Annotated in this window: 17 protein-coding genes; 16 read left to right on the forward strand and 1 reads right to left on the reverse strand. The window is 40.2% G+C overall.

Annotated features, from left to right (window positions below):
• Positions 1–50 precede the first annotated feature (50 nt).
• A complete protein-coding gene (locus tag P9Q65_RS01135; RefSeq protein WP_304507245.1) occupies positions 51–620 on the forward strand; it encodes an acetate uptake transporter in 570 nt (189 codons plus the stop codon).
• Positions 621–1,045: 425 nt separating this feature from the next.
• Here the strand turns inward: P9Q65_RS01135 and P9Q65_RS01140 are convergent, their stop codons facing one another.
• The gene (locus tag P9Q65_RS01140; protein ID WP_304507246.1) at positions 1,046–1,357 is read right to left on the reverse strand and encodes a DUF3892 domain-containing protein; all 312 of its coding nucleotides are present in this window, start codon (positions 1,355–1,357) and stop codon (positions 1,046–1,048) included.
• A gap of 656 nt (positions 1,358–2,013) precedes the next feature.
• Between P9Q65_RS01140 and aroF the strand changes: the two genes are divergently transcribed.
• The 15 genes from aroF to P9Q65_RS01215 all read left to right on the forward strand — a co-directional run bounded on the left by aroF (position 2,014) and on the right by P9Q65_RS01215 (position 20,422).
• Positions 2,014–3,027 (forward strand): 3-deoxy-7-phosphoheptulonate synthase, encoded by a 1,014-nt coding sequence (aroF, locus tag P9Q65_RS01145; protein WP_304507247.1) that lies wholly within the window; start codon positions 2,014–2,016, stop codon positions 3,025–3,027.
• A 100-nt stretch (positions 3,028–3,127) separates the two neighbouring features.
• Positions 3,128–3,976: a prephenate dehydrogenase gene (locus P9Q65_RS01150; protein ID WP_304507248.1), complete on the forward strand. Its 849-nt coding sequence runs from the start codon at positions 3,128–3,130 to the stop codon at positions 3,974–3,976.
• A gap of 8 nt (positions 3,977–3,984) precedes the next feature.
• Positions 3,985–5,046 (forward strand): 3-dehydroquinate synthase, encoded by a 1,062-nt coding sequence (gene aroB, locus P9Q65_RS01155; RefSeq protein ID WP_304507249.1) that lies wholly within the window; start codon positions 3,985–3,987, stop codon positions 5,044–5,046.
• Positions 5,047–5,051: 5 nt separating this feature from the next.
• The gene (gene aroA / locus P9Q65_RS01160; RefSeq protein WP_304507250.1) at positions 5,052–6,317 is read left to right on the forward strand and encodes a 3-phosphoshikimate 1-carboxyvinyltransferase; all 1,266 of its coding nucleotides are present in this window, start codon (positions 5,052–5,054) and stop codon (positions 6,315–6,317) included.
• Positions 6,307–7,401, forward strand: a complete 1,095-nt coding sequence (gene aroC / locus P9Q65_RS01165) for a chorismate synthase (RefSeq protein ID WP_304507251.1) — start codon at positions 6,307–6,309, stop codon at positions 7,399–7,401. Before aroA ends, aroC begins: the two co-directional genes overlap by 11 nt.
• Positions 7,402–7,473: 72 nt before the next feature.
• Positions 7,474–8,613, forward strand: coding sequence for a bifunctional chorismate mutase/prephenate dehydratase (locus P9Q65_RS01170; RefSeq protein WP_304507252.1), 1,140 nt, complete (start codon positions 7,474–7,476; stop codon positions 8,611–8,613).
• A 13-nt stretch (positions 8,614–8,626) separates the two neighbouring features.
• The gene (aroQ, locus tag P9Q65_RS01175; RefSeq protein ID WP_304507253.1) at positions 8,627–9,070 is read left to right on the forward strand and encodes a type II 3-dehydroquinate dehydratase; all 444 of its coding nucleotides are present in this window, start codon (positions 8,627–8,629) and stop codon (positions 9,068–9,070) included.
• Positions 9,071–9,073: 3 nt separating this feature from the next.
• A complete protein-coding gene (locus P9Q65_RS01180) occupies positions 9,074–10,261 on the forward strand; it encodes a pyridoxal phosphate-dependent aminotransferase (protein WP_304507254.1) in 1,188 nt (395 codons plus the stop codon).
• Between the two features lie 501 nt (positions 10,262–10,762).
• Positions 10,763–11,194 (forward strand): division/cell wall cluster transcriptional repressor MraZ, encoded by a 432-nt coding sequence (gene mraZ, locus P9Q65_RS01185; protein WP_304507255.1) that lies wholly within the window; start codon positions 10,763–10,765, stop codon positions 11,192–11,194.
• 133 nt (positions 11,195–11,327) lie between these two features.
• Complete coding sequence (gene rsmH / locus P9Q65_RS01190; protein WP_304507256.1) at positions 11,328–12,266, forward strand: 16S rRNA (cytosine(1402)-N(4))-methyltransferase RsmH; 939 nt, start codon at positions 11,328–11,330, stop codon at positions 12,264–12,266.
• Between the two features lie 20 nt (positions 12,267–12,286).
• Positions 12,287–12,826 (forward strand): FtsB family cell division protein, encoded by a 540-nt coding sequence (locus P9Q65_RS01195; protein ID WP_304507257.1) that lies wholly within the window; start codon positions 12,287–12,289, stop codon positions 12,824–12,826.
• A gap of 6 nt (positions 12,827–12,832) precedes the next feature.
• Positions 12,833–15,061 (forward strand): penicillin-binding transpeptidase domain-containing protein, encoded by a 2,229-nt coding sequence (locus tag P9Q65_RS01200; RefSeq protein WP_304507258.1) that lies wholly within the window; start codon positions 12,833–12,835, stop codon positions 15,059–15,061.
• Positions 15,062–15,283: 222 nt separating this feature from the next.
• A complete protein-coding gene (locus P9Q65_RS01205) occupies positions 15,284–17,227 on the forward strand; it encodes a penicillin-binding transpeptidase domain-containing protein (protein ID WP_304507259.1) in 1,944 nt (647 codons plus the stop codon).
• 358 nt (positions 17,228–17,585) lie between these two features.
• Positions 17,586–19,040, forward strand: a complete 1,455-nt coding sequence (locus tag P9Q65_RS01210; RefSeq protein ID WP_304507260.1) for a UDP-N-acetylmuramoyl-L-alanyl-D-glutamate--2,6-diaminopimelate ligase — start codon at positions 17,586–17,588, stop codon at positions 19,038–19,040.
• Positions 19,037–20,422: a UDP-N-acetylmuramoyl-tripeptide--D-alanyl-D-alanine ligase gene (locus P9Q65_RS01215; RefSeq protein WP_304507261.1), complete on the forward strand. Its 1,386-nt coding sequence runs from the start codon at positions 19,037–19,039 to the stop codon at positions 20,420–20,422. Before P9Q65_RS01210 ends, P9Q65_RS01215 begins: the two co-directional genes overlap by 4 nt.
• Position 20,423 lies beyond the last annotated feature (1 nt).

The following is a 20,423-nucleotide window of genomic DNA, read 5'->3' on the forward strand; positions in this document are numbered from 1 at the left end:
AGCGGTAAAAAAAGTGAATATTAAAGTGAAAATTTAGGAGGAAATTATTTATGAGTAGCCCAAAAAGCAATATTGCAAACCCGGCACCTTTAGGTCTGTTAGGCTTTGGCATGACTACAATTTTGTTGAACTTACATAATGCAGGTATTATTTCATTATCAGCAGTAATTATTAGTATGGGGCTTTTCTTGGGCGGGCTTGCTCAGGTGGTTGCAGGCATTATGGAGTTTAAATCAGGCAATACCTTTGGTGCAACTGCTTTTACTGCATATGGAACATTCTGGTGGTCTTTGGTGGGAATCTGGTTGCTGCCCTTTGTGATTCCGCAAGGTGTTGTACAGGCTTCAGATGAAATTTCTATGGGATTTTATCTATTGCTGTGGGGTATTTTTACAATGGGTATGTTTATTGGTACTTTTAAGCACAACATGGCTTCGAGAGTGGTTTTTGGTTCTTTGACATTATTGTTCTTCCTGTTGTCACTGGGCGATTTTACAGGCAGCCATTTTATTAAAACAATAGCTGGCTATGAAGGTATTTTCTGTGGTGGTAGTGCAATTTACGCTGCCCTTGGTCAGATTATTAATAATGAATTTCAGAGAGAAATTGTGAAGCTGTAAGGATTTTAAATAAAAATAAGCAGTCTTTTTACCGTTTACTTGGTAGAAAGGGCTGCTTTTTTGTAGAAAAGAAACCCACACGTTTGATGAAGTTGTAAAATCAAAGTAGACAAGAAATATAACCGCTGATGTGACCCCAATAAGTTACGAGTAGGAACTCCGACGGATAATTCCATCAATCCTATCATTGAATCTATTAATGGATTAAAGCTGAAATACGTTGCGATTATAGCAAAGAGGAGAAAACAGATTTTCCTGAATTTTTAAATAAATATGTTGAGTATTTTATAATCAGCGTCCCGCCTACGCCTTAAAATATTTAAGCCCTGTTCAATATAGAACTGAACAAGGCTTTCCTTAAGGTGGTTTTTAAATTGTCTGCATTAACTTGACAACTTCATTAAACGCGTGGTTTTAATTATAACTTATTTATTTACTGAAATGGTTGGTAAATGAGACAAGTTATTGTCCTCTGTGCCGTCGGGGATTGATTTTAAATATTCTGTATTTCCACGATGGGCGATTCCTACACCTTCTATACCACCCTGGCGGGCTAGTTCAATGGCGTCATCCTTATCAATGAGTGTATTATCTGAAAGTTGATAGCCTTTTATTTTTCCGCTTTGTTTTAATAGCCCGGTGATTTTTTTTGCATTGGGATTTGGAGAAGGAATATTATCTAGTGTATTTTTTGCTAAAGTTTGTGTTAGTTCGTTTTTATCAAGAGTAAATGCCATAGCTACACCTCCTTTTTTATTATTTTAACCGTTAACTAAAAAAATATTGAATAAAGAAGGGAATTCTGATTTTTGATAATTAGAATAATATATTCTTTTATGTTTTAAAAAAACAACATTGTCGAAGAATGTTTTAAGTTGACAAACTTCACGCATTGTGATATTTTGTAAATAAGGAAGAAATGGGGAAAATCTTTCGCTTTATTAAAATTACTTTGGTTTTTAATCAAAGTGATTTTTTTTGGGAGACTGAACCATTGTTATTTAGGAGATTAGAGTTTGCTATACTATTTTTTTCAAATTTTAAAAATAGGGGTTTACAGACATTTGCCTTTGTGGTAGTATGTTTAAAAATAACCAAATACCAAAAATAATTGTGAAAGAGGTTGCGAATATGAATCAGATCAATTTTGCTGCAACTACATACTTTTACTTTTACCGTGTTTTCAGAGATTCAAAGTGAATTTTACTGTGAGAAAAGACGGTTAGTTGTGATGGTTTTTTCTAAAAAGAAGGCTAATAAGACTTCGCAGTGAGATTCGCTGCGGAGTCTTTCTTTTTATATTGAAAAAGCCAAATGTTGTATGTATGGATTCTATATATTTACAAAAATCTTTCAAATTAAAAACATTGGACAGAATGAAGGAGGATATAACATGATCGTAGTATTGAAAAACGGAACAAAGCCGGAACAAATTGATAATTTAAAAGCGTGGTTGAAAAGTATGGGCATTGGCACCCATATGTCTGTTGGCGTGAACCATACCATTGTAGGTCTGGTAGGAGATACTTCCAGTGTAGATGTGGATTTAGTTCGCTCTTTGGATATTGTGGAAAAAGTGCAAAGAATTCAGGAACCCTTTAAAAATGCCAATAAAAAATTCCATAATGAAAGACTGGTTGTGGATGTAAATGGTGTGAAAATTGGCGGAGGAGAATTTCAGATTATTGCTGGACCCTGCTCTGTTGAATCAAGAGAACAGGTTTGCTATGTTGCTGAATGCGTAAAGAAATCTGGTGCAGGAATGCTCCGTGGCGGTGCCTTCAAGCCTCGTACTTCCCCTTACGCGTTCCAAGGCTTGCATGGAGAAGGAATCAACCTTTTGCTTGAAGCAAAGAAATTGACGGGTTTGCCCATCGTTTCTGAAATTATGAACATCACACACTTGCCTTTGTTTGACCCTGTGGATGTAATTCAGGTTGGCGCAAGAAATATGCAGAATTTCGAACTTTTAAAAGAGCTGGGGAAAACGAATAAGGTAATACTTTTAAAAAGAGGTTTAGCAAATACCATTGATGAATTGTTAATGAGTGCAGAATACATTATGGCGGGTGGTAATGAAAACGTGATTCTTTGTGAAAGAGGGATTCGTACATTTGAGACAAGAACCAGAAATACGTTAGACCTTTCTATTATTCCTGTGCTGAAAAAGTTAACGCACCTACCTGTGGTCATTGATCCTAGCCATGCATTAGGTTACTCATACATGGTAAAACCCATGGCAATGGCGGCAACTGCGGCAGGGGCAGACGGCTTAATGATTGAGGTACACAATGATCCTCCACATGCTTTGTGTGATGGAGCACAATCTTTGACTCCGGAGGCATTTGACGATGTAGCAAAGGCGGTATTCCAATTAAGACCTTTTGCTTGCACATTCGAAGACTAAGTGCTATTGCATATATGAAAATTAGAAGATGGGGGTTGTTTATTGACCAAAACCAAGAACAGCCTCCCAATAGAATTAGAAAACAGGTTGAGGTGAGCATATGAAAATTGGAGTGATTGGCTTGGGGCTGATTGGTGGCTCCATGGCAAAGGCAATAAAACAGAAAACGGAGCATATCGTTTATGGTTGGGATGAATCGGAGATGGTGCGATACAGTGGGAAGCTGGCTGAAGCAGTGCATGATATTTTGGAAGGAGGAGACCCTTCTGATTGTGATTTGGTTTTAATTGCCCTATATCCCGGAGCAACAGTGGATTATGTGAAAAAGTTTGCTTCTAAATTTAAAAAAGGAGCAATGGTGGTTGACTGCGCCGGAATCAAACGTGTGGTTTGTGAACCTTTACAGGCCGTTGCAGCGGAAAACGGATTTATTTTTTGCGGTGCCCATCCCATGGCGGGTATTGAGCGTAGTGGTTTTACTTATTCAACGTCTGCACTATTTGAAGGGGCAACCATGATTTTAACACCTTACACCGGGACGGACATTGCACCCATGAATGAATTAAGCTTATTTTTTAAAAGCCTTGGGTTTGCCAGAATGCAGGTGGCTACGGATGCAGAGCATGACCAAATGATTGCGTATACCTCTCAGTTGGCGCATGTTGTATCCAGTGCATACATTAAAAGTGAATTATCTCCCAAATTTAAGGGTTTTTCTGCCGGGAGTTTTCATGATATGACTCGAGTTGCAAAACTAAATGAAACCATGTGGACGGAACTGTTTTTGGATAACAACGATTTCCTTGCAGATGAAATTGATGGTTTGATTACTCGATTGCAAGATTATAGCAAAGCAATACGGGAAAAAGATAGCGTAAAACTTAGAGATATGTTAAAGGAAGGCAAGGAAAAACGCCTTGCCATTGATGAAGTAAAAGAATTTGAATGAGGTTGCCTATGAGAAAAGTGAAGGTAAGTACATCGTCAGATTATGATATTTTAATTGGGAAAGGATTGCTGACACAAGTTGGGAAAGAAGTTTCCAAGCGGGTGAATCTTTGTAAAGCGGCAATTATTACAGATAGCAAGGTGGATTCTTTATTTTCGGCGACAGTATCCCATTCTTTGGAAAATGCAGGGTTTTCCATATGTAAATTTGCTTTTCCCCGGGGAGAAGGCTCCAAGCATATCGGAACCCTTAGTGATATTTTGGAATTTCTTGCTGAGAACGAAATGACCAGGCAGGATATTATTATTGCATTAGGCGGGGGAGTTGTTGGCGATATGGCGGGGTTTGCCGCAGCTGTATACCAAAGAGGCATTGGTTTTGTTCAAATCCCCACTACTTTTTTGGCAGCGGTGGATTCCTCTGTTGGCGGGAAAACAGCGATAGATTTAAAGGCGGGGAAAAATATGGCGGGTGCATTTTATCAGCCCAAACTGGTTCTTTGCGATACCAATGCATTGCTGACCCTGCCAAAGGAAATTTTTGCCGATGGCGTTGCCGAAACGTTGAAATACGGTGTAATTGGAAATGAACAATTATTTGAGAAGGTAGAGTCTTTGGATTTTCTGCAAGATTTGGAGGAAACCATAGAAATTTGTGTTTCCATGAAGCGTGACATTGTAATGCGGGACGAATTTGATAACGGGGAACGTCAGTTATTAAACCTTGGGCATACCTTGGGGCATTCTATAGAAAAATTAAGTGGGTTTAAAATTTCCCATGGCCATGCTGTTGCTATAGGGTTGTATCTTATTGCCAAGGCTGCTGAGGAAAGAGGCATTGGAGAGCGTGGGCTTGCCCAACGGATTGACAGAGCACTTGTGAAAAACGGCTTGCCTACGAAAACGGAGTTCTCAGTTGAACAAATTGCCCAGGGGACGTTGATGGACAAAAAACGCAGAGGAGAAGCAATTAGTTTTGTTTTTCCTGAAAAAATAGGAAGATGCCATCTGGTAAAAGTTCCTGTGAAAGAGGTAGAGCAATTAGTGGCAGAGGCTATGAAAAGTAGGTGAAACGAGTGAATATTAGAATCGGAAAAAGTACCCTGAGAGGGAACATAAAGGTCATTTCTTCCAAATCCGATGCCCACCGTTTGCTGATTGCGGCGGCATTAGCCGATCAGCCGACGAGGATTATGGTTGAAGGTTGGTCTAATGATATTGAGGCAACGAAAAATTGTCTGGAAGCTTTAGGCTGTAGGATAAAACGTGATAACGGTATGGTTGAAGTTACGCCTCTTTGGGCAGCGCAAACAAAGGATGCTGTGTTGGATTGCGGGGAAAGTGGTTCTACGCTGCGATTTTTACTTCCCATTGTAGCGGCTTTAGGAAAACACGCTATCATGGAGGGGCAAGGCAGATTGCCGGAAAGACCCGTTGGGGTTTTGCTGGAGGAGCTTAGGAGCCACGGATGTTTGGTAAAGGAAAATTCCTTACCCCTTGAAATGTCAGGTGGGATTACCGGTGGTGTTTATACTTTGCCGGGAAATATCAGTTCTCAATTTATCACAGGACTTTTGTTTGCGTTACCCCTTTTGTCGGAAAAAAGTGAGATTCGTCTTACCACACAAACAGAGTCCAAGGGCTATGTGGACATGACACTGGAAACACTAAGAGCATTCGGGATAGAAATTGAACAGCAGGATTGGGGTTTTTCTGTGAGAGGTGGTCAAACCTATCATTCTCCCCTTGAAATATCAGCAGAAGGCGATTGGTCGGGCGCTGCATTTTGGGTTGTTGCAGGGGGTGCTGGCGGCGATATTACTTGTACCGGTTTGCGTAAGGACTCCTGCCAAGGAGACAAAGAGATTGTTAACTTAATGGAACGTTTTGGTGCAAAGGTTGCGTGGCAAGAAAATGAGGTTCAGGTTTCTGCTGGAAATTTAAGTGGAATTACCATTGATGCATCTCAAATACCGGATTTAGTTCCTGTTCTTTGCTCGGCGGCAACGGTAGCCCAAGGAAAAACCGTGATTTATAATGCAGGAAGACTGCGTATGAAAGAAAGTGACCGCCTTAAGGCAATGGCAGAGGGTTTGCAAAGGCTTGGTGTAAAGGTAACGGAACAGGAAGAATCTATTATCATTGAAGGAGGGAGTGATATGCCTTCGAATGAGGTTATTTTGGATTCTTACGATGACCATAGAATTGTTATGGCCCTTGCCATTGCGGCAGCAGCTTTGGGTGTAGAAGCAGTTATTGAAAGGGCAGAAGCGGTTTCCAAGTCTTATCCTACGTTTTTTGCAGAATTTATAAGATTGGGGGGTGCTGCGGATGTCTTCTAATTTTGGAGAAAAAGTGAAAATAAGTATTTTTGGACAATCTCACTCAGAAGCAATCGGTGTTGTGATTGATGGTTTGCCTGCTGGGGAGGAAATTGATCTTGAGGCAGTACAACATTTCCTTGATAGAAGGGCTCCCGGTAAAAATGACTATTCTACTCCCAGAAAAGAGGGGGATCAGGTTCGTGTGGTTTCGGGTCTGTTTAACGGTAGAACCTGTGGTGCGCCAATCTGCGGAATGATAGAAAATACCAATACCCGTTCCAAGGATTATACCCAGCTTAAGGATATGCCAAGACCGGGACATGCAGACTTTACTGCTGAAATAAAATACGGCGGGTTTCAGGATTACCGAGGCGGCGGTCATTTTTCTGGAAGATTAACAGCACCTCTTTGCTTTGCAGGGGCGGTTTGCTTGCAGATTTTGGAACGCAGAGGGATTTCCATAGGTGCTCACATACTTTCTATTCACCAAGGGAGAGACAAGGACTTTGATACCATAGGTATCACAAAGGAAGAATTGGTTAAGGTTACATCAAAAGAATTCCCGACCATTGAAGCCAGTGCGGCGGAAGAAATGAAGGGCATCATTCAGAAAGCCAGAGAACAAGGGGATTCCGTCGGCGGAATCATTGAAAGTGTTGCCATTGGATTACCTGTGGGCATTGGTGAACCCATGTTTGATGGGCTGGAAAGCAAGCTATCCTCCATATTATTTGCCATTCCTGCTGTAAAAGGCGTAGAATTTGGACAGGGGGTTGGTGTTGCAGAACTTTTTGGATCGGAAAATAATGATAGCTTTTATATAGAAGAAACAGGGCAAATAAAAACAAGAACGAATCATCATGGAGGCAGTTTGGGCGGTATCTCCAGCGGTATGCCTTTGCTGATTCGAACGGCGTTTAAACCGACACCTTCTATTAGCAAAAACCAAGATACAGTAAGCCTTCAAAGAGGAAAAAATACTACCTTAAGCGTTACCGGGCGTCATGACCCTTGCATTGTTCCAAGAGCAGTGCCTTGCGTGGAGGCGGCCATGGCAATTGCTATTTTGGATTTATATGAGATTGGGTTAAGAAATTTGTAATAGTTTAACTTATAAAGTGATGATAAAAGCAGTTTTGACGAGCATTGTGCTTAATAAAAGGAGGAATAAAAGATGGATTTAGAAGCATTAAGAAACAGTATAAATGAAATTGACGATCAAATTGTGAAGCTGTTCGTGGAGCGTATGAAGACTTCTGCAAAGATTGGTGAGTCAAAAGCGGAAAATAATCTTCCTGTTTTGGATAAAAAAAGAGAAAATGAAGTGTTGCAGCGTGCCATGGAAACAGCGGGAGAAGAGTTTGAGTTATACGTGCATACCCTTTATCAAACCTTATTTGAGGTAAGCAGAAGCTATCAGGCTGGAATATTATCGAAAGAAACATCTCTTACTCAAGAAATCCTCTCCAATATCAAAGAGCCTAAAATGGAATTTCCCAGAAAAGCTGTGGTCGCTTGTGCGGGAGTGGAAGGGTCTTATGCAGAACGTGCTTGCGGAAAGCTCTTCTCCATGCCCAATACTATGTTTTTCAACAGCTTCGAAAGTGTATTCAATGCAGTGGAAATGGGTCTTTGTCAATATGGTATTTTGCCAATCGAAAACAGTTCAGCCGGTTCCGTAACCGAAGTATATGATTTAATGGTTCGCCACAAATTTTATATTGTTAAAGGATTGAAGCTTCATATTAACCATGCCCTTGTTACAAAAAAAGGTACAAAGCTGTCTGATATTAAAGAAATTATTTCTAAGGATCAGGCATTACAGCAATGCAGTGAATTTTTAAAATCTTTGCCCAATGTGAAAATTACTGTTTTTGAAAATACTGCAACAGCGGCAAAGTATGTTGCGGAATGTGACCGTACGGATATAGCGGCTCTTTCTTCCGCAGAGTGTGCAAAACTTTATGGCTTGGATATCCTGCAAGAGGATGTGCAGAACAATCAAAATAATTATACCAGATTTATCTGTATTGCGAAAAATATGGAGATCTATGCTGGTGCAAATAAAATTAGTTTGTTGCTTTCTGTGGAGCATAGACCCGGCTCTTTGCATGAAATGATTGGTAAGGTTGCTTGTCATGGCCTGAATCTATGTAAGTTAGAAAGTCGTCCTATTCCGGGCAAAGATTTTGAATTCCGTTTCTATTTTGATATAGATGGTTCTGTATTCTCCTCCCATGTATTGACTTTATTGAAGGACATGGAATTATCAGTAGATAAGCTCTCCTTCCTTGGATGCTACTCTGAAATATAAGGGGCGGTGGAGTATGAAGATACTGGTATTAAACGGCCCTAACCTAAATATGCTTGGTATTCGTGAAAAAAACATCTATGGTAGTGGAACCTATGATGACTTGGTACGTTTAATTGAAGAAACTGCCAAAGAAAATGAGATGATGGTGAAGGTCTATCAGTCCAACCACGAGGGTGCCTTGGTGGATCGTATTCAACAGGCTTATGATGATGGCACAGAGGGAATAGTAATAAACCCAGCAGCGTACACCCATACCAGTGTTGCTATTTTGGATGCACTGAAGGCGGTGAATTTGCCAACAGTGGAGGTACATCTTTCTGATGTAAGCCAAAGAGAGGATTTTCGTCAGATTTCCTATGCAGGCAAAGCTTGCGTTAAAACAATTATGGGGAAGGGCTTTTTGGGATACAAGGAAGCTATGTTGTATTTAAAAAACGGAAATGAGAAGGAGGAATAAGCCATGATTTCAAAAAATATGAAGATTTTGGTGGATAAGAGTGCTGCCATCAGCGCATTATTTACTGAGGGAAAGCGGATGCGTCAAATTTTAGGAGACGAAAATGTTTTTGATTTTGGCATTGGCAACCCCAACGTGAAGGCACCTCTTTCTGTAAATAAAACAGCCATTGAACTGTTGGAAAATATGGATTCTTTGGCATTGCACAGCTATACGGATGGTGCGGGTATCCCTACTGTACGTCAAACCATTGCGGAAAGCCTAAATCATCGCTTTCAAGAGGAATACACAGGCGAAAATATCGTTATGACCACAGGTGCGGCTGGCGGCTTAAACGTGATTTTGAAGGTTTTACTAGACCAAGGAGATGAAGTTTTGACCTTTGCTCCCTATTTTTCAGAATACGACGTATATGTTGCCAACGCAGGGGGACGATTGATTGCTATTGAGCCCAATATTCCTTCTTTTTTGCCCGATGCAAAAAAGCTGGCGGAGTCTATTACCCCTAAAACAAAGGCGATTATTATCAATAATCCCAATAATCCTACGGGAGTGGTTTATGACGAAGAAACTCTGAAAAAAATTGCGGAAGTTTTAGAAGCAAAACAAAAGGAATTTGGAAATGCTATCTATTTAATTTCTGATGAGCCATATAGGGAATTGGTATTTGACGGGGCAACGGTGCCATATATACCGAAAATTTACAAAAACACCATTGTTGCTTATTCTTTTTCAAAATCTCTCTCTCTTCCCGGGGATCGAATTGGCTATTTAACCATTCCTTCGTCTGTGGAGGATTTTCAGGATGTGGTTTATGGAGCAGGCGTTGCTAACCGTGTATTGGGGTTTGTAAATGCCCCTGCGTTGCAGCAATTGGTGGTTGCAAAATGCTGTGATGAGAAGTCAGATATTGCATTTTACGATAATAATAGAGGAATTTTGTATAATGCTTTAATTCAATATGGTTTTGAATGTGCGAAGCCTCAAGGAGCATTTTATTTGTTTGTAAAGGCATTGGAGGAAGACGATGTTGCATTTGTAAACAAAGCCAAGGAGTTTGGAATTTTAATGACACCGGGCGATGGGTTTGGCTGTAAAGGTTACGTTAGAATTGCCTATTGTGTAGCAAGAGATACCATTGAGCGGGCTTTACCATCTTTTAAAAAGCTGGCAGAAGCATATAAGCATTAATTTTTTTTATCCATGTGGGAAAAGGATAAAAATGTTGTATGCGTTAAAAAATAAAGGGGTATGCTCATTTTGCAATTATGAATTTGAGTTTGTTGAAATATAAAAAGAACAGGTATTGCTTTTGCGATACCTGTTCTTTTTATATTTGTGGAGGAAAATGGAGGATTATCTTTAGATATAAATTTGAATGAAAAATCAATTTTATTCACCTGTTGTGGAGAATGCCCCCATGTTTTTGCGGTTATTTTTCTGGTAATTCATTTATGGTGGAGAATGGATGAGGATTGCCTTTGTCGAATGTTAATATGTTTTGAAACTTATAGAGAAAAATCCTTGAATTATCAAGGTTTCTTTATAAAAAAATCGCAACATTTTTGGGGCTGGGGGCTTGCCATATCCCGTTAAATATATTACAATGTGGTTATTAGTGGAGAGAAGTGGTTGAAAATGGTTAATTAACCTCAATTTGTTCTTCTTTTGGTGAAAGGTGGTGACTGCAAATTGTTTCTTGGTGAATTTCAACATTCTATTGATTCCAAAGGGCGCTTAATTGTTCCTGCGAAATTCAGAGAAGGTCTAGGCGAACATTTTGTAGTGACCAAAGGTTTGGATAACTGTCTGTTTGCTTATCCAAAAAGCGAGTGGGCAATTTTTGAAGAAAAACTGAAACAACTCCCCCTAACAAACAGCGGTGCAAGAAAATTTGTACGTTTTTTCTTTGCCGGAGCCATTGAATGTGACTTAGATAATCAGGGTAGAATAAACTTGCCGGCAAACCTTCGAGAATATGCAGGGTTGAAGAAAGATGTGGTTTCCATTGGTGTTAACAACAGGGTGGAAATTTGGAATAAGGATAGCTGGAACGAGTATAACAATGAAGAAAATTTTATCAGCAATGATTTGGCCTTTGAGATGGAGAATTTGGGAATATAATTTCTACTTTACCATAGAACTGCAAAAGGATTCATCTTTTATTGGTTTTTGAGAGTTAAGCGGCGTTGGACGAAGGCCGTAGATTATAAAAAATATCAGAAAGGGTGCAGCCAAGCTGCCTTGGGTAACTATTTTGGAATTTCATCATGTTTCTGTACTTCTTTGGGAGTGTATTGGAAATTTAAATATTAAGCCTGACGGGGTATACGTGGATGGTACTATGGGCGGCGGCGGTCATTCTCTGGAAATCGTAAAAAAATTGACTACGGGAAGGCTGATTTGCATTGACCAAGATCAAAATGCCCATAAAGCGGCGAGGGAAAAATTAAAAGAGTATTTAGACAAAATTACTTTTGTTCATGACAACTTCGGGAATATTGAGAATATTTTGAATCAGTTGGAAATTGAAAAAATAGATGGCATGCTTTTAGATATTGGTGTTTCATCTCATCAGTTGGATGAAGCAGAGCGTGGGTTTTCCTATCAGCATGATGCACCATTGGACATGCGAATGGATATGACAAAACCGTTTTCAGCTTATGAAATAGTGAATGAGTATAATGAGGATGAGCTGAACCGTATTATTTTCAGTTATGGTGAGGAGCGTTGGGCAAGGAGGATTGCTCAGTTTATCGTAAAAGAACGGCAGGACAAGCCAATAGAAACAACAGGAGAACTGGTTGATGTCATTAAAAAGGCAGTGCCGAAAGGGGCCAGAAAGGATGGTCCACATCCTGCAAAACGAACCTTTCAAGCAATCCGCATTGAAGTAAACGGCGAGTTGGAGGTTTTACAGCGTGCCATCGATGATGTTTCTCATAGATTAAATCCGGGAGGAAGGCTCTGTATTATAACTTTCCATTCCTTGGAGGACAGGATTGTAAAAGAGGCTTTTCGTAAACAAGAAAACCCCTGTATTTGCCCACCGCAGTTTCCGGTCTGTGTTTGTGGTAGGAAGCAGACAGGTAGGGTGATTACGAGAAAACCTATTATCGCAAGCGAAGAAGAATTGGCAGCAAATCCCCGTGCCAGAAGCGCAAAATTGCGTGTTTTAGAGGGGGTAGAAAAATAAACGGAAAGGGGTATTAAGTTATGGCTGCAAAGCGGTTGGACAAAAATCAAAATGCATATAGAGGTTCCTCCTACTATTCCTTTGGGAACGTTGCTTATGATGTGCAGCCGGAGTATACCCCCTATTATTCTGATGAAAATGAACAAAAAGAGCGACTGGCAGAGGAAAAATTACGAAAAGCTGAAATTAGGGAAAGTAGAATTGCCGCTTTCAAACTTATTGCAGTGATTATGGTTCTTTTTGCCGGCAGCATTGCTTTTATGGGGATGCATGTGAAGGTGACCCAGGAGAACTTCGAACTGAGAAAAGAAAAAGGGCAGTTGTCGGATTTGCAAGCCAGCAACGCTATTTTGGAAGCAGAATTAACAGAACAGATTGATTTGGATTATATTAAAGCGCAAGCCACAACCCGTTTGGGAATGGCGGAACCCCAGCCTTATCAGATTGTCTACATAGATGTACCTAAGCAAAGCTATACAATTCAATACGCAGCGGACACAACAGACGAAAAAAAAGATTCCGGATTTTTAAATATTACAAATCGGTTGAAAAAGGATTGATGCATAATGAAAAAAACCACAATGGGAATAAAAGCAAAAAATAAATTTGTTTTTATTCTTTTTGTATTTATCGTAACTTTTGTTATTATTTTGAGCAGAGTTGTTTATTTGAAGGTTGTTCATGGAGAGGAATATGAGGCGGCTGCAAAAAATCAGCAAATTAACCGCTATGATGCGGTGATTGCACCAAACAGAGGTAGTATTTTGGATCGTAACGAGCAGGTATTGGCTGTTTCCACTGCAGTTTATAATGTGGTTCTGGATTCTTTGGTTTTGGCCGAAAACAAAACGGAAGAACAGGAAAAAACGTTAACAACCTTATGCCAGTATTTTCCCGAATTAGATTATACAACCCTAAAGGATTATATAACAGAGAACCCTACAACGGGAGAAATCAATTTACCTAACAACTGGAAATACTTGGTGAAGGGCATTGACCGCTCTTTGAAAGAGGAATTGGAGGCCTTGAATCTAAAGGGTGTTTATTATGAACAAACCAGCAAGCGTTCTTATCCTCTGAAGAATTTAGCCTGCCACCTGTTAGGCTTTACTCGAGGGGGGTCCCAATGGGGGGTAGAAGGGCAGTATAATGATTATATGGTGGGTACACCTGGGCGCTCTTTTATACTCTATGATGGTGCCAACGACATTACTTATCAAGATTATCCGGCGCAAGACGGTGATACAGTGGTAACCACCATTGATTATACCATTCAACAGTATGCGGAAGATGTTGTAGATGAAACGATGAATGAATGGCCTGCTGAAAATATTGCTGCACTGGTAATGGATCCAAACACAGGGGAGATTTTAGCTTTGGCGGAATCAAATAGCTTTGATTTAAATGATCCGGGTATTCCTCCCCAAGTGGAAACCGATCCTGCATTTAAGACAGAATGGGAAGCAAAAAGCAGCAAAGAACAAATGGAATATCTGAATAATATGTGGAAATGTTTCAGCATTAGCAGCACCTATGAACCGGGATCAATTTATAAGCCTTTGGTTGCTGCTGCGGCGTTGGAAGAAGGGGTTATTACACCGGAAACAACTTTTTATTGTGGTGGCTCTATAGATGTAAGTGGCACTACCATTCATTGTCATTTGCATAGCGGACATGGAACGGTCAATGTGGAAGACATTTTAGCCCAGTCTTGTAATGTGGGAATTATTCAGATTGCGCAAAAACTTGGGGCAGAAAAACTCTTTCGTTATCAAATGGAATTTGGCTTTGGTCAAAAAACCGGTATTGATTTGCCTGGTGAAGCGGATTCGGCACATCTATTGCACTCTTTATCTGGTATTGGGCCTGTAGAATTGGCTACCATTTCTTTTGGACAAACTTTTAACTGCACTACAATTCAGGTTTTAACTGCTTTTTCTGCGCTGATTAACGGCGGGAATATGATGAAGCCTTATGTTGTTTCTCAGGTGATTGATCCAAAAGGAGATATTGTATATGAGAATAAGCCGGAAGTGGTTCGTCAGGTTATTTCGAAAAAAACTTCTGATTATTTACGGATTGCTTTAAAGGCAACAGTAGAGAGAGGAACAGGTAAAAAAGTTCAAATTCCTGGGTACTCCATTGGGTGCAAAACGGGCACAGCCGAGCAGGGTGACAGAGAAAGGGATGACCTTTGGGCATTGACACATATGGCATACTTCCCTGCGGAAAATCCTCAATATATCATATTAACAGTTATCTATTTGCCGGAAGATTATGCCGATGGGGTACAAAGCACTGCACCTATGACAAAGTCTTTGATGGAGAAAATTATTAAATATAAGAATTTGGAGCCAACGGAGGGGGCAGAGGCAGCTTCGGCTTTGACAACGAAAGAAACTGTTGTACTTCCTGATTATGTTGGCAGTTCAACCTATGATGTAGTAACAGATTTAGATGCAAAGGAATTGACTTATAAAGTTGTAGGTACAGGAAACACCATTTCCAATCAGGTTCCCAAAAGTGGTGCCACGGTTGAAAAGGGCAGTGAGATAATTTTGTATGTTGAAAAAGCATCCGGGGACGAAGGAACGGTTTCAGTGCCAAACGTGATGGGCAAAACTTACAATGATGCAACTTCTATATTGACGAATGCAGGGTTTGAGGTGGTATTTGAAGGAGATACCGATGGTATTGTATCTTCTCAAAATCCCCAATATGGGGTATCTGTTGAAAAAGGTGAAGAAGTTAAAATAAAGCTGGAAGCCAAAACAGATGCAACACAGAACGGCTAAAATATCTATATAATATATTTGAAGCATTAAGTCTTAAGAATTAAAGAGGCTTTCTTCAAAAATGCAATGGAGCGAATGATAAGGTGATAGATTATCAAATGAATCTAAAGCTTTCATAAGGAGGGGACTTGTATTTTCACGATGCATGCTTCCCACTTATACGCATACACGCCCTGTTTTTTCCATATATTCTTTATAAATGGAAAAGGCAGGGGTGTTTTTATGCAACGACCGCCCATAGGGGTTAAGAAGAAGCTATTAGTTTTTCTGCTGGGGGCCATGTTTGGCTTTACCTTATTGCTTGGCAGAATTATTTATATTGAACTTTTTCGCTCGCAGCAATGGCAGGAACTGGCATATGAGCAGCAGACAAGAGATAGGCTGATTATGCCGAAAAGAGGCAGTATTTTGGATAGAAATGGTGTAGGAATTGCGTTGACGGAAACAGTAAATGCTGTTAGTGTTATTCCTATACAAGCCAAGGACAAAGAAAAAACTGCATCTTATTTGGCAGAAAAACTGGATCTGGATTATGAAACGGTTTTAAAAAAGGTTCAGGAAAACGTTGCCTTGGTGAGAATCAAGACAAAGGTGGACAGTGAGTTGGCGGCGGAAATCCGAAAGGCAGAAGTTCCCGGTGTAATGGTGGATGAGGATGTTAAGCGGGTGTATCCTTTTTCTGAAATGGCAGCTCAGGTCATTGGATTTGTGGGAAAGGACAACCAAGGTATTTTGGGTCTGGAAGCAAAATATGATGATACGTTAGAGGGAAAGCAAGGAAAAATTTTGACGCTTACTGATTCCAGAGGGAATGAGGTAGACAGCAAACAGGATAGAATTCCTCCGGAAGACGGAAAAAATTTGGTAACCACGATTGATGTTGTAATGCAGCAATATGCGGAACAAACCATTGCAAAGGCGGTAGAAACCAAGGGCGCTGATCATGGGCTTATTATTGTGCTTAATCCGCAAAATGGTGAAATTTATGCTATGGCAAACTATCCGTTTTTTGATTTGAACGATCCTTTCACCATTAATGATGATGACTTGGCAGCAGTTTGGAATACCTTTTCGGAAAAAGAAAGAAACGATTATTTGAATGCTATGTGGCGTAATACGGCCATAAATGATACCTACGAGCCCGGGAGCACCTTTAAAATTGTAACATCTGCGGCAGGGCTTGAGGAAGGTGTGGTTACACCGGAAAGCACATTTTACTGCAGAGGATATTACATAGCCGGCGATAGGCGTATTAAATGCTGGCGTTATCCCCGATCTCACGGTGCAGAAACATTTGTGGAGGGTGTGCAAAACTCATGTAACCCTGTTTTCATGGAGGTCGCTGAGCGTTTAGGGGCTGAAAGGTTTCTTAATTATATGAAAAAGTTTGGTTTTGACCAAAAAACAGGAATTGATCTTGCTGGGGAAGCAGTGGGGATTATCCATAAACTTGAGAATATTGGGCCTGTGGAATTAGCAACTATGAGTTTTGGTCAGTCTTTTCAAATTACACCGTTACAGCTTTTAAGAGCTGCTTCCTGCATTGTAAATGGAGGGTACTTAGTTACACCCCATTTTGCAAAAGGGATTGCCGATGAAGAAGGTAATTTAATTGAAGAGTATCAGTATGATAAAGGGGAACAGGTTATTTCAAAGGAAACCTCTGAAACCATGAAAATGATTCTGGAGAGTGTTGTTGCAGAGGGTACGGGTAGCAAAGCTTATATCCCCGGGTACCGTATTGGCGGTAAAACGGCCACCTCAGAAAAATTACCTCGAAAGAGCGGCAAATATATTGCTTCCTTTATGTCCTTTGCACCTGCGGAAAATCCTCAGGTCATGGCTCTTGTTTTGATTGATGAGCCCCAGGGGGTTTATTATGGTGGTACGGTTGCAGGGCCTGTTATGCAGGAGCTATTGAAAAATATTTTGCCTTATTTGGGAGTTGAGCCTGAATACAACGAAAAAGAGGCTGAAGAAGCTGCAAAAGAACAGGCTGTCATGCCTGATGTAATTGGTATGACGTTACAGGAGGCAAAAAACACGATTCAAAAAGAAGGTCTTACTATGAGTGTTCGTGGAGAAGGGGAAACCGTTCAAAGGCAGTTGCCACCCAGTGGAGAGACAATAAACAAAGGGACGGAGGTCATTGTTTATTTGGAATAGATTAACAAAAAAAGAAGTGTTTGTTATATTGACGATTTACAGATAAAAAAATTTGGTAGTAAAGCGTAAATGTGGTATACTTTTTCCAGAATATTTTTGGTAACTTCTATAGCATTCTTCCTTGCGGATTTATTGCATTTTATGTATTCGATAAAATACATGTTTTCCCGCAAGGAAGGCTGCTTGTCAGAGGTTATTTACATCTAATACCAAAGAGAGGTATGCATGAATACAAAAAGGGTTGTAATCACTGTTTATTATGAGTAAAATGATTGAGTGATTTTTACCGTTTGTTGGATGTTTTCAGAAATAAAAGCTGAAAACTTCGATTTGTAGTTAACAAAAGGAGGAAACAGCCATGGAATTGAAAAAGCTGTTAAAAGGGGTCACCTACGAGATGTTGCAAGGAAATCCCGCCATGGAAGTGAAAAAGATTGAGTATGACTCCCGAAAGATAATAGAGGGAGATGTTTTTGTGTGTATTACAGGATTTCAAAGGGACGGGCACAAATTTGCGGCGCAGGCGGTAGAAAGTGGTGCTATTGCTTTGATTTGTGAGTATATGCCCGAGGAAATCAATGAGAATGTTACGGTTATACAAGTGGAAAATACCCGTGAGGTTTTGCCTCTTTTGGCGGTGAATTTTTTTGATGCGCCGTCTTCAAAAATGCATGTTGTAGGTGTTACCGGAACAAATGGAAAAACGACAACCACATATTTGATTAAATCCGTATTAGATCATTTTGGGAAAAAAGTTGGCGTAGTAGGAACCATAGAAAACCGCATTGGTGATAAAGTGATTCATACGGAGCGAACCACTCCGGAATCCAAAGAATTGCAGGAACTGTTGCATACCATGGTAAATGAGGAGGTTACTCATGTGGTAATGGAGGTCTCTTCCCATTCTTTGGATTTACACAGGGTCGATGGGATTCAGTATGAGATTGGGATTTTTACAAATCTTACCCAAGATCACTTGGATTATCATAAGACAATGGAAAAATACAAGGAAGCGAAGTCCAAACTATTTGAACGGACAAAAAAAAGCGTAATCAATTTAGATGATCCAGCCGGTGCTTTTATGAAGGAGAAGGCAAGGGGGCAAGTGTTAACTTTTGCTGTTGAAGCACAAGCTGATTTGAGGGCGAAGGATATTGTAATTTCGGCTCAAGGTACAGATTTTTCTTTGACTTGGAATAGGAAGGAATATGATGTGCATTTAAGTACACCTGGAAGGTTTAGTGTTTACAACGCCTTGGGGGCTATTGGTGCCTGTTTGTTATTAGAAATTCCTATGGAAGATATTGTGAGCGGCTTGGAAGAAAACCGCGGCGTGGCAGGACGCTTTCAGACTGTTCGCAGCAAAAAAGGGTATCAAGCCGTTGTGGATTATGCCCATACACCCGATGGCTTAGACAATATTTTAAAAACTGCAGGGGAATTTGCCAAGGGACGCATTATTACAATTTTTGGCTGTGGCGGCGACAGAGATAAAACGAAACGACCTATTATGGGAGAAATTGCAGGCAATGGTTCAGACTATTGTATCATTACTTCCGATAACCCCAGAACGGAAGAACCTTTGACCATTTTAAATGAAGTAGAGATAGGAATGAAAAAAACCCAATGTCCATATGTAAAAATTGCTGACAGAAGAGAAGCAATTATAGAAGGGGCGAAGATGGCAAAGGCAGGCGATGTGATTATCATTGCAGGAAAGGGACATGAAAATTATCAGATTTTTAAAGATGGTACCATTCACTTTGACGATATGGAAGAAATACGAAAGGCTTTTGGTGAGGATTGCATATGAAAAAAATGACCATTCGAGAAATAATTCAAGCTACAGATGCAAAAGTAATTGCTGTTGATGAGCTGGATGAGATTTTGGAAAAGAATATTTCTCATATTACTCAGGATTCCAGAGAGGTTAACAAGGACAGTTTGTTTTTTGCAATACAGGGAGAGCGTTTAGATGGACATCAGTTTGTGGCGGAGTGCTTTGAAAAGGGTGTTGCTGCTTGTTTATCCTCAAAGGTGATTGCACCGAAAAAGGGTAGTGTCTTGCTTTTGGTTCCTGATGTGAAAAAGGCTTTGTTAAAATTGGCGGCACATTATAGGAATAAATTCAAGATACCTTTTATTGGAATAACCGGCAGCGTTGGTAAAACAACAACAAAGGATATGGTTGCATCGGTTTTAGCCCAAAAGTATGATGTTCTTTGGACCCAAGGCAATTATAACAATGACATTGGTGTTCCGTTAACACTATTTCGATTGGAAGACCATCATCAAATTGCAGTAATTGAAATGGGAATGAATCATTTTGGAGAAATTCACGCTTTGGCAGAGGTGGTTCGCCCCCAATTGGGGTTGATTTCCAATGTAGGGGTTGCTCATATTGAATATTTAGGCAGCAGAGAAGGAATTTTGAAGGCAAAATGCGAAATGTTTGATTTTATGCCCCAAGATGGTGTGGCAATTTTAAATGCTGATAATGACATGCTCGTTACTTTAGACGAGAAACTTCATCAAAAGCTGCGCTGGTTTGGTGTGGAAAATAAAAAAGATGTTTATGCTGAAAATCTTGAATTATTGGGTATGGAAAAAACAAAATGCTGTGTGCATACACCTGCAGGCTCCTTTGATGTTCTCGTGCCTATGCCAGGGGAGCATATGGTTTTGAATGCGCTTTCTGCTGTGGCAGTGGGGCTTGAAATGGGGCTTACCCTTGAAGAAATGAAGGCGGGAATTGAAAACTTTGTACCAACGAAAAATAGAATGAACATTATGAAGCTTGACAACGGAACAACAGTTTTAAACGATGTTTATAACGCAAATCCTGTATCTATGAAAGCGTCATTGGATATTCTTGCAAATGCTGATGGGCGTAAGGTGGCCATTTTAGGGTTTATGGGTGAGCTTGGGGAATATGCCACCGAAATGCATGAAGAGGTTGGCGTATATGCCGCTGAAAAAGGGGTTGAACTTCTTTTTTGCATCGGCAAATTTAGTGAGTACATGGAGCAGGGGGCAAAAAACAAGGGAATAAAAGAAATTCATCGTTATGACAGTCAGGAAGATTTCTGGAATCATGGACTGGAATTGCTGAATAAGGGAGATAGCATTTTGGTGAAGGCATCCAGAAGTATGGCGTTGGAAAAAACCGTAGAGAAAATACAGGGAGTGAACTAAA

Source organism: Anaerotignum sp. (assembly GCF_030625865.1).
In the GTDB taxonomy this organism is placed as follows: Bacteria; Bacillota; Clostridia; order Lachnospirales; family Anaerotignaceae; genus Chakrabartyella.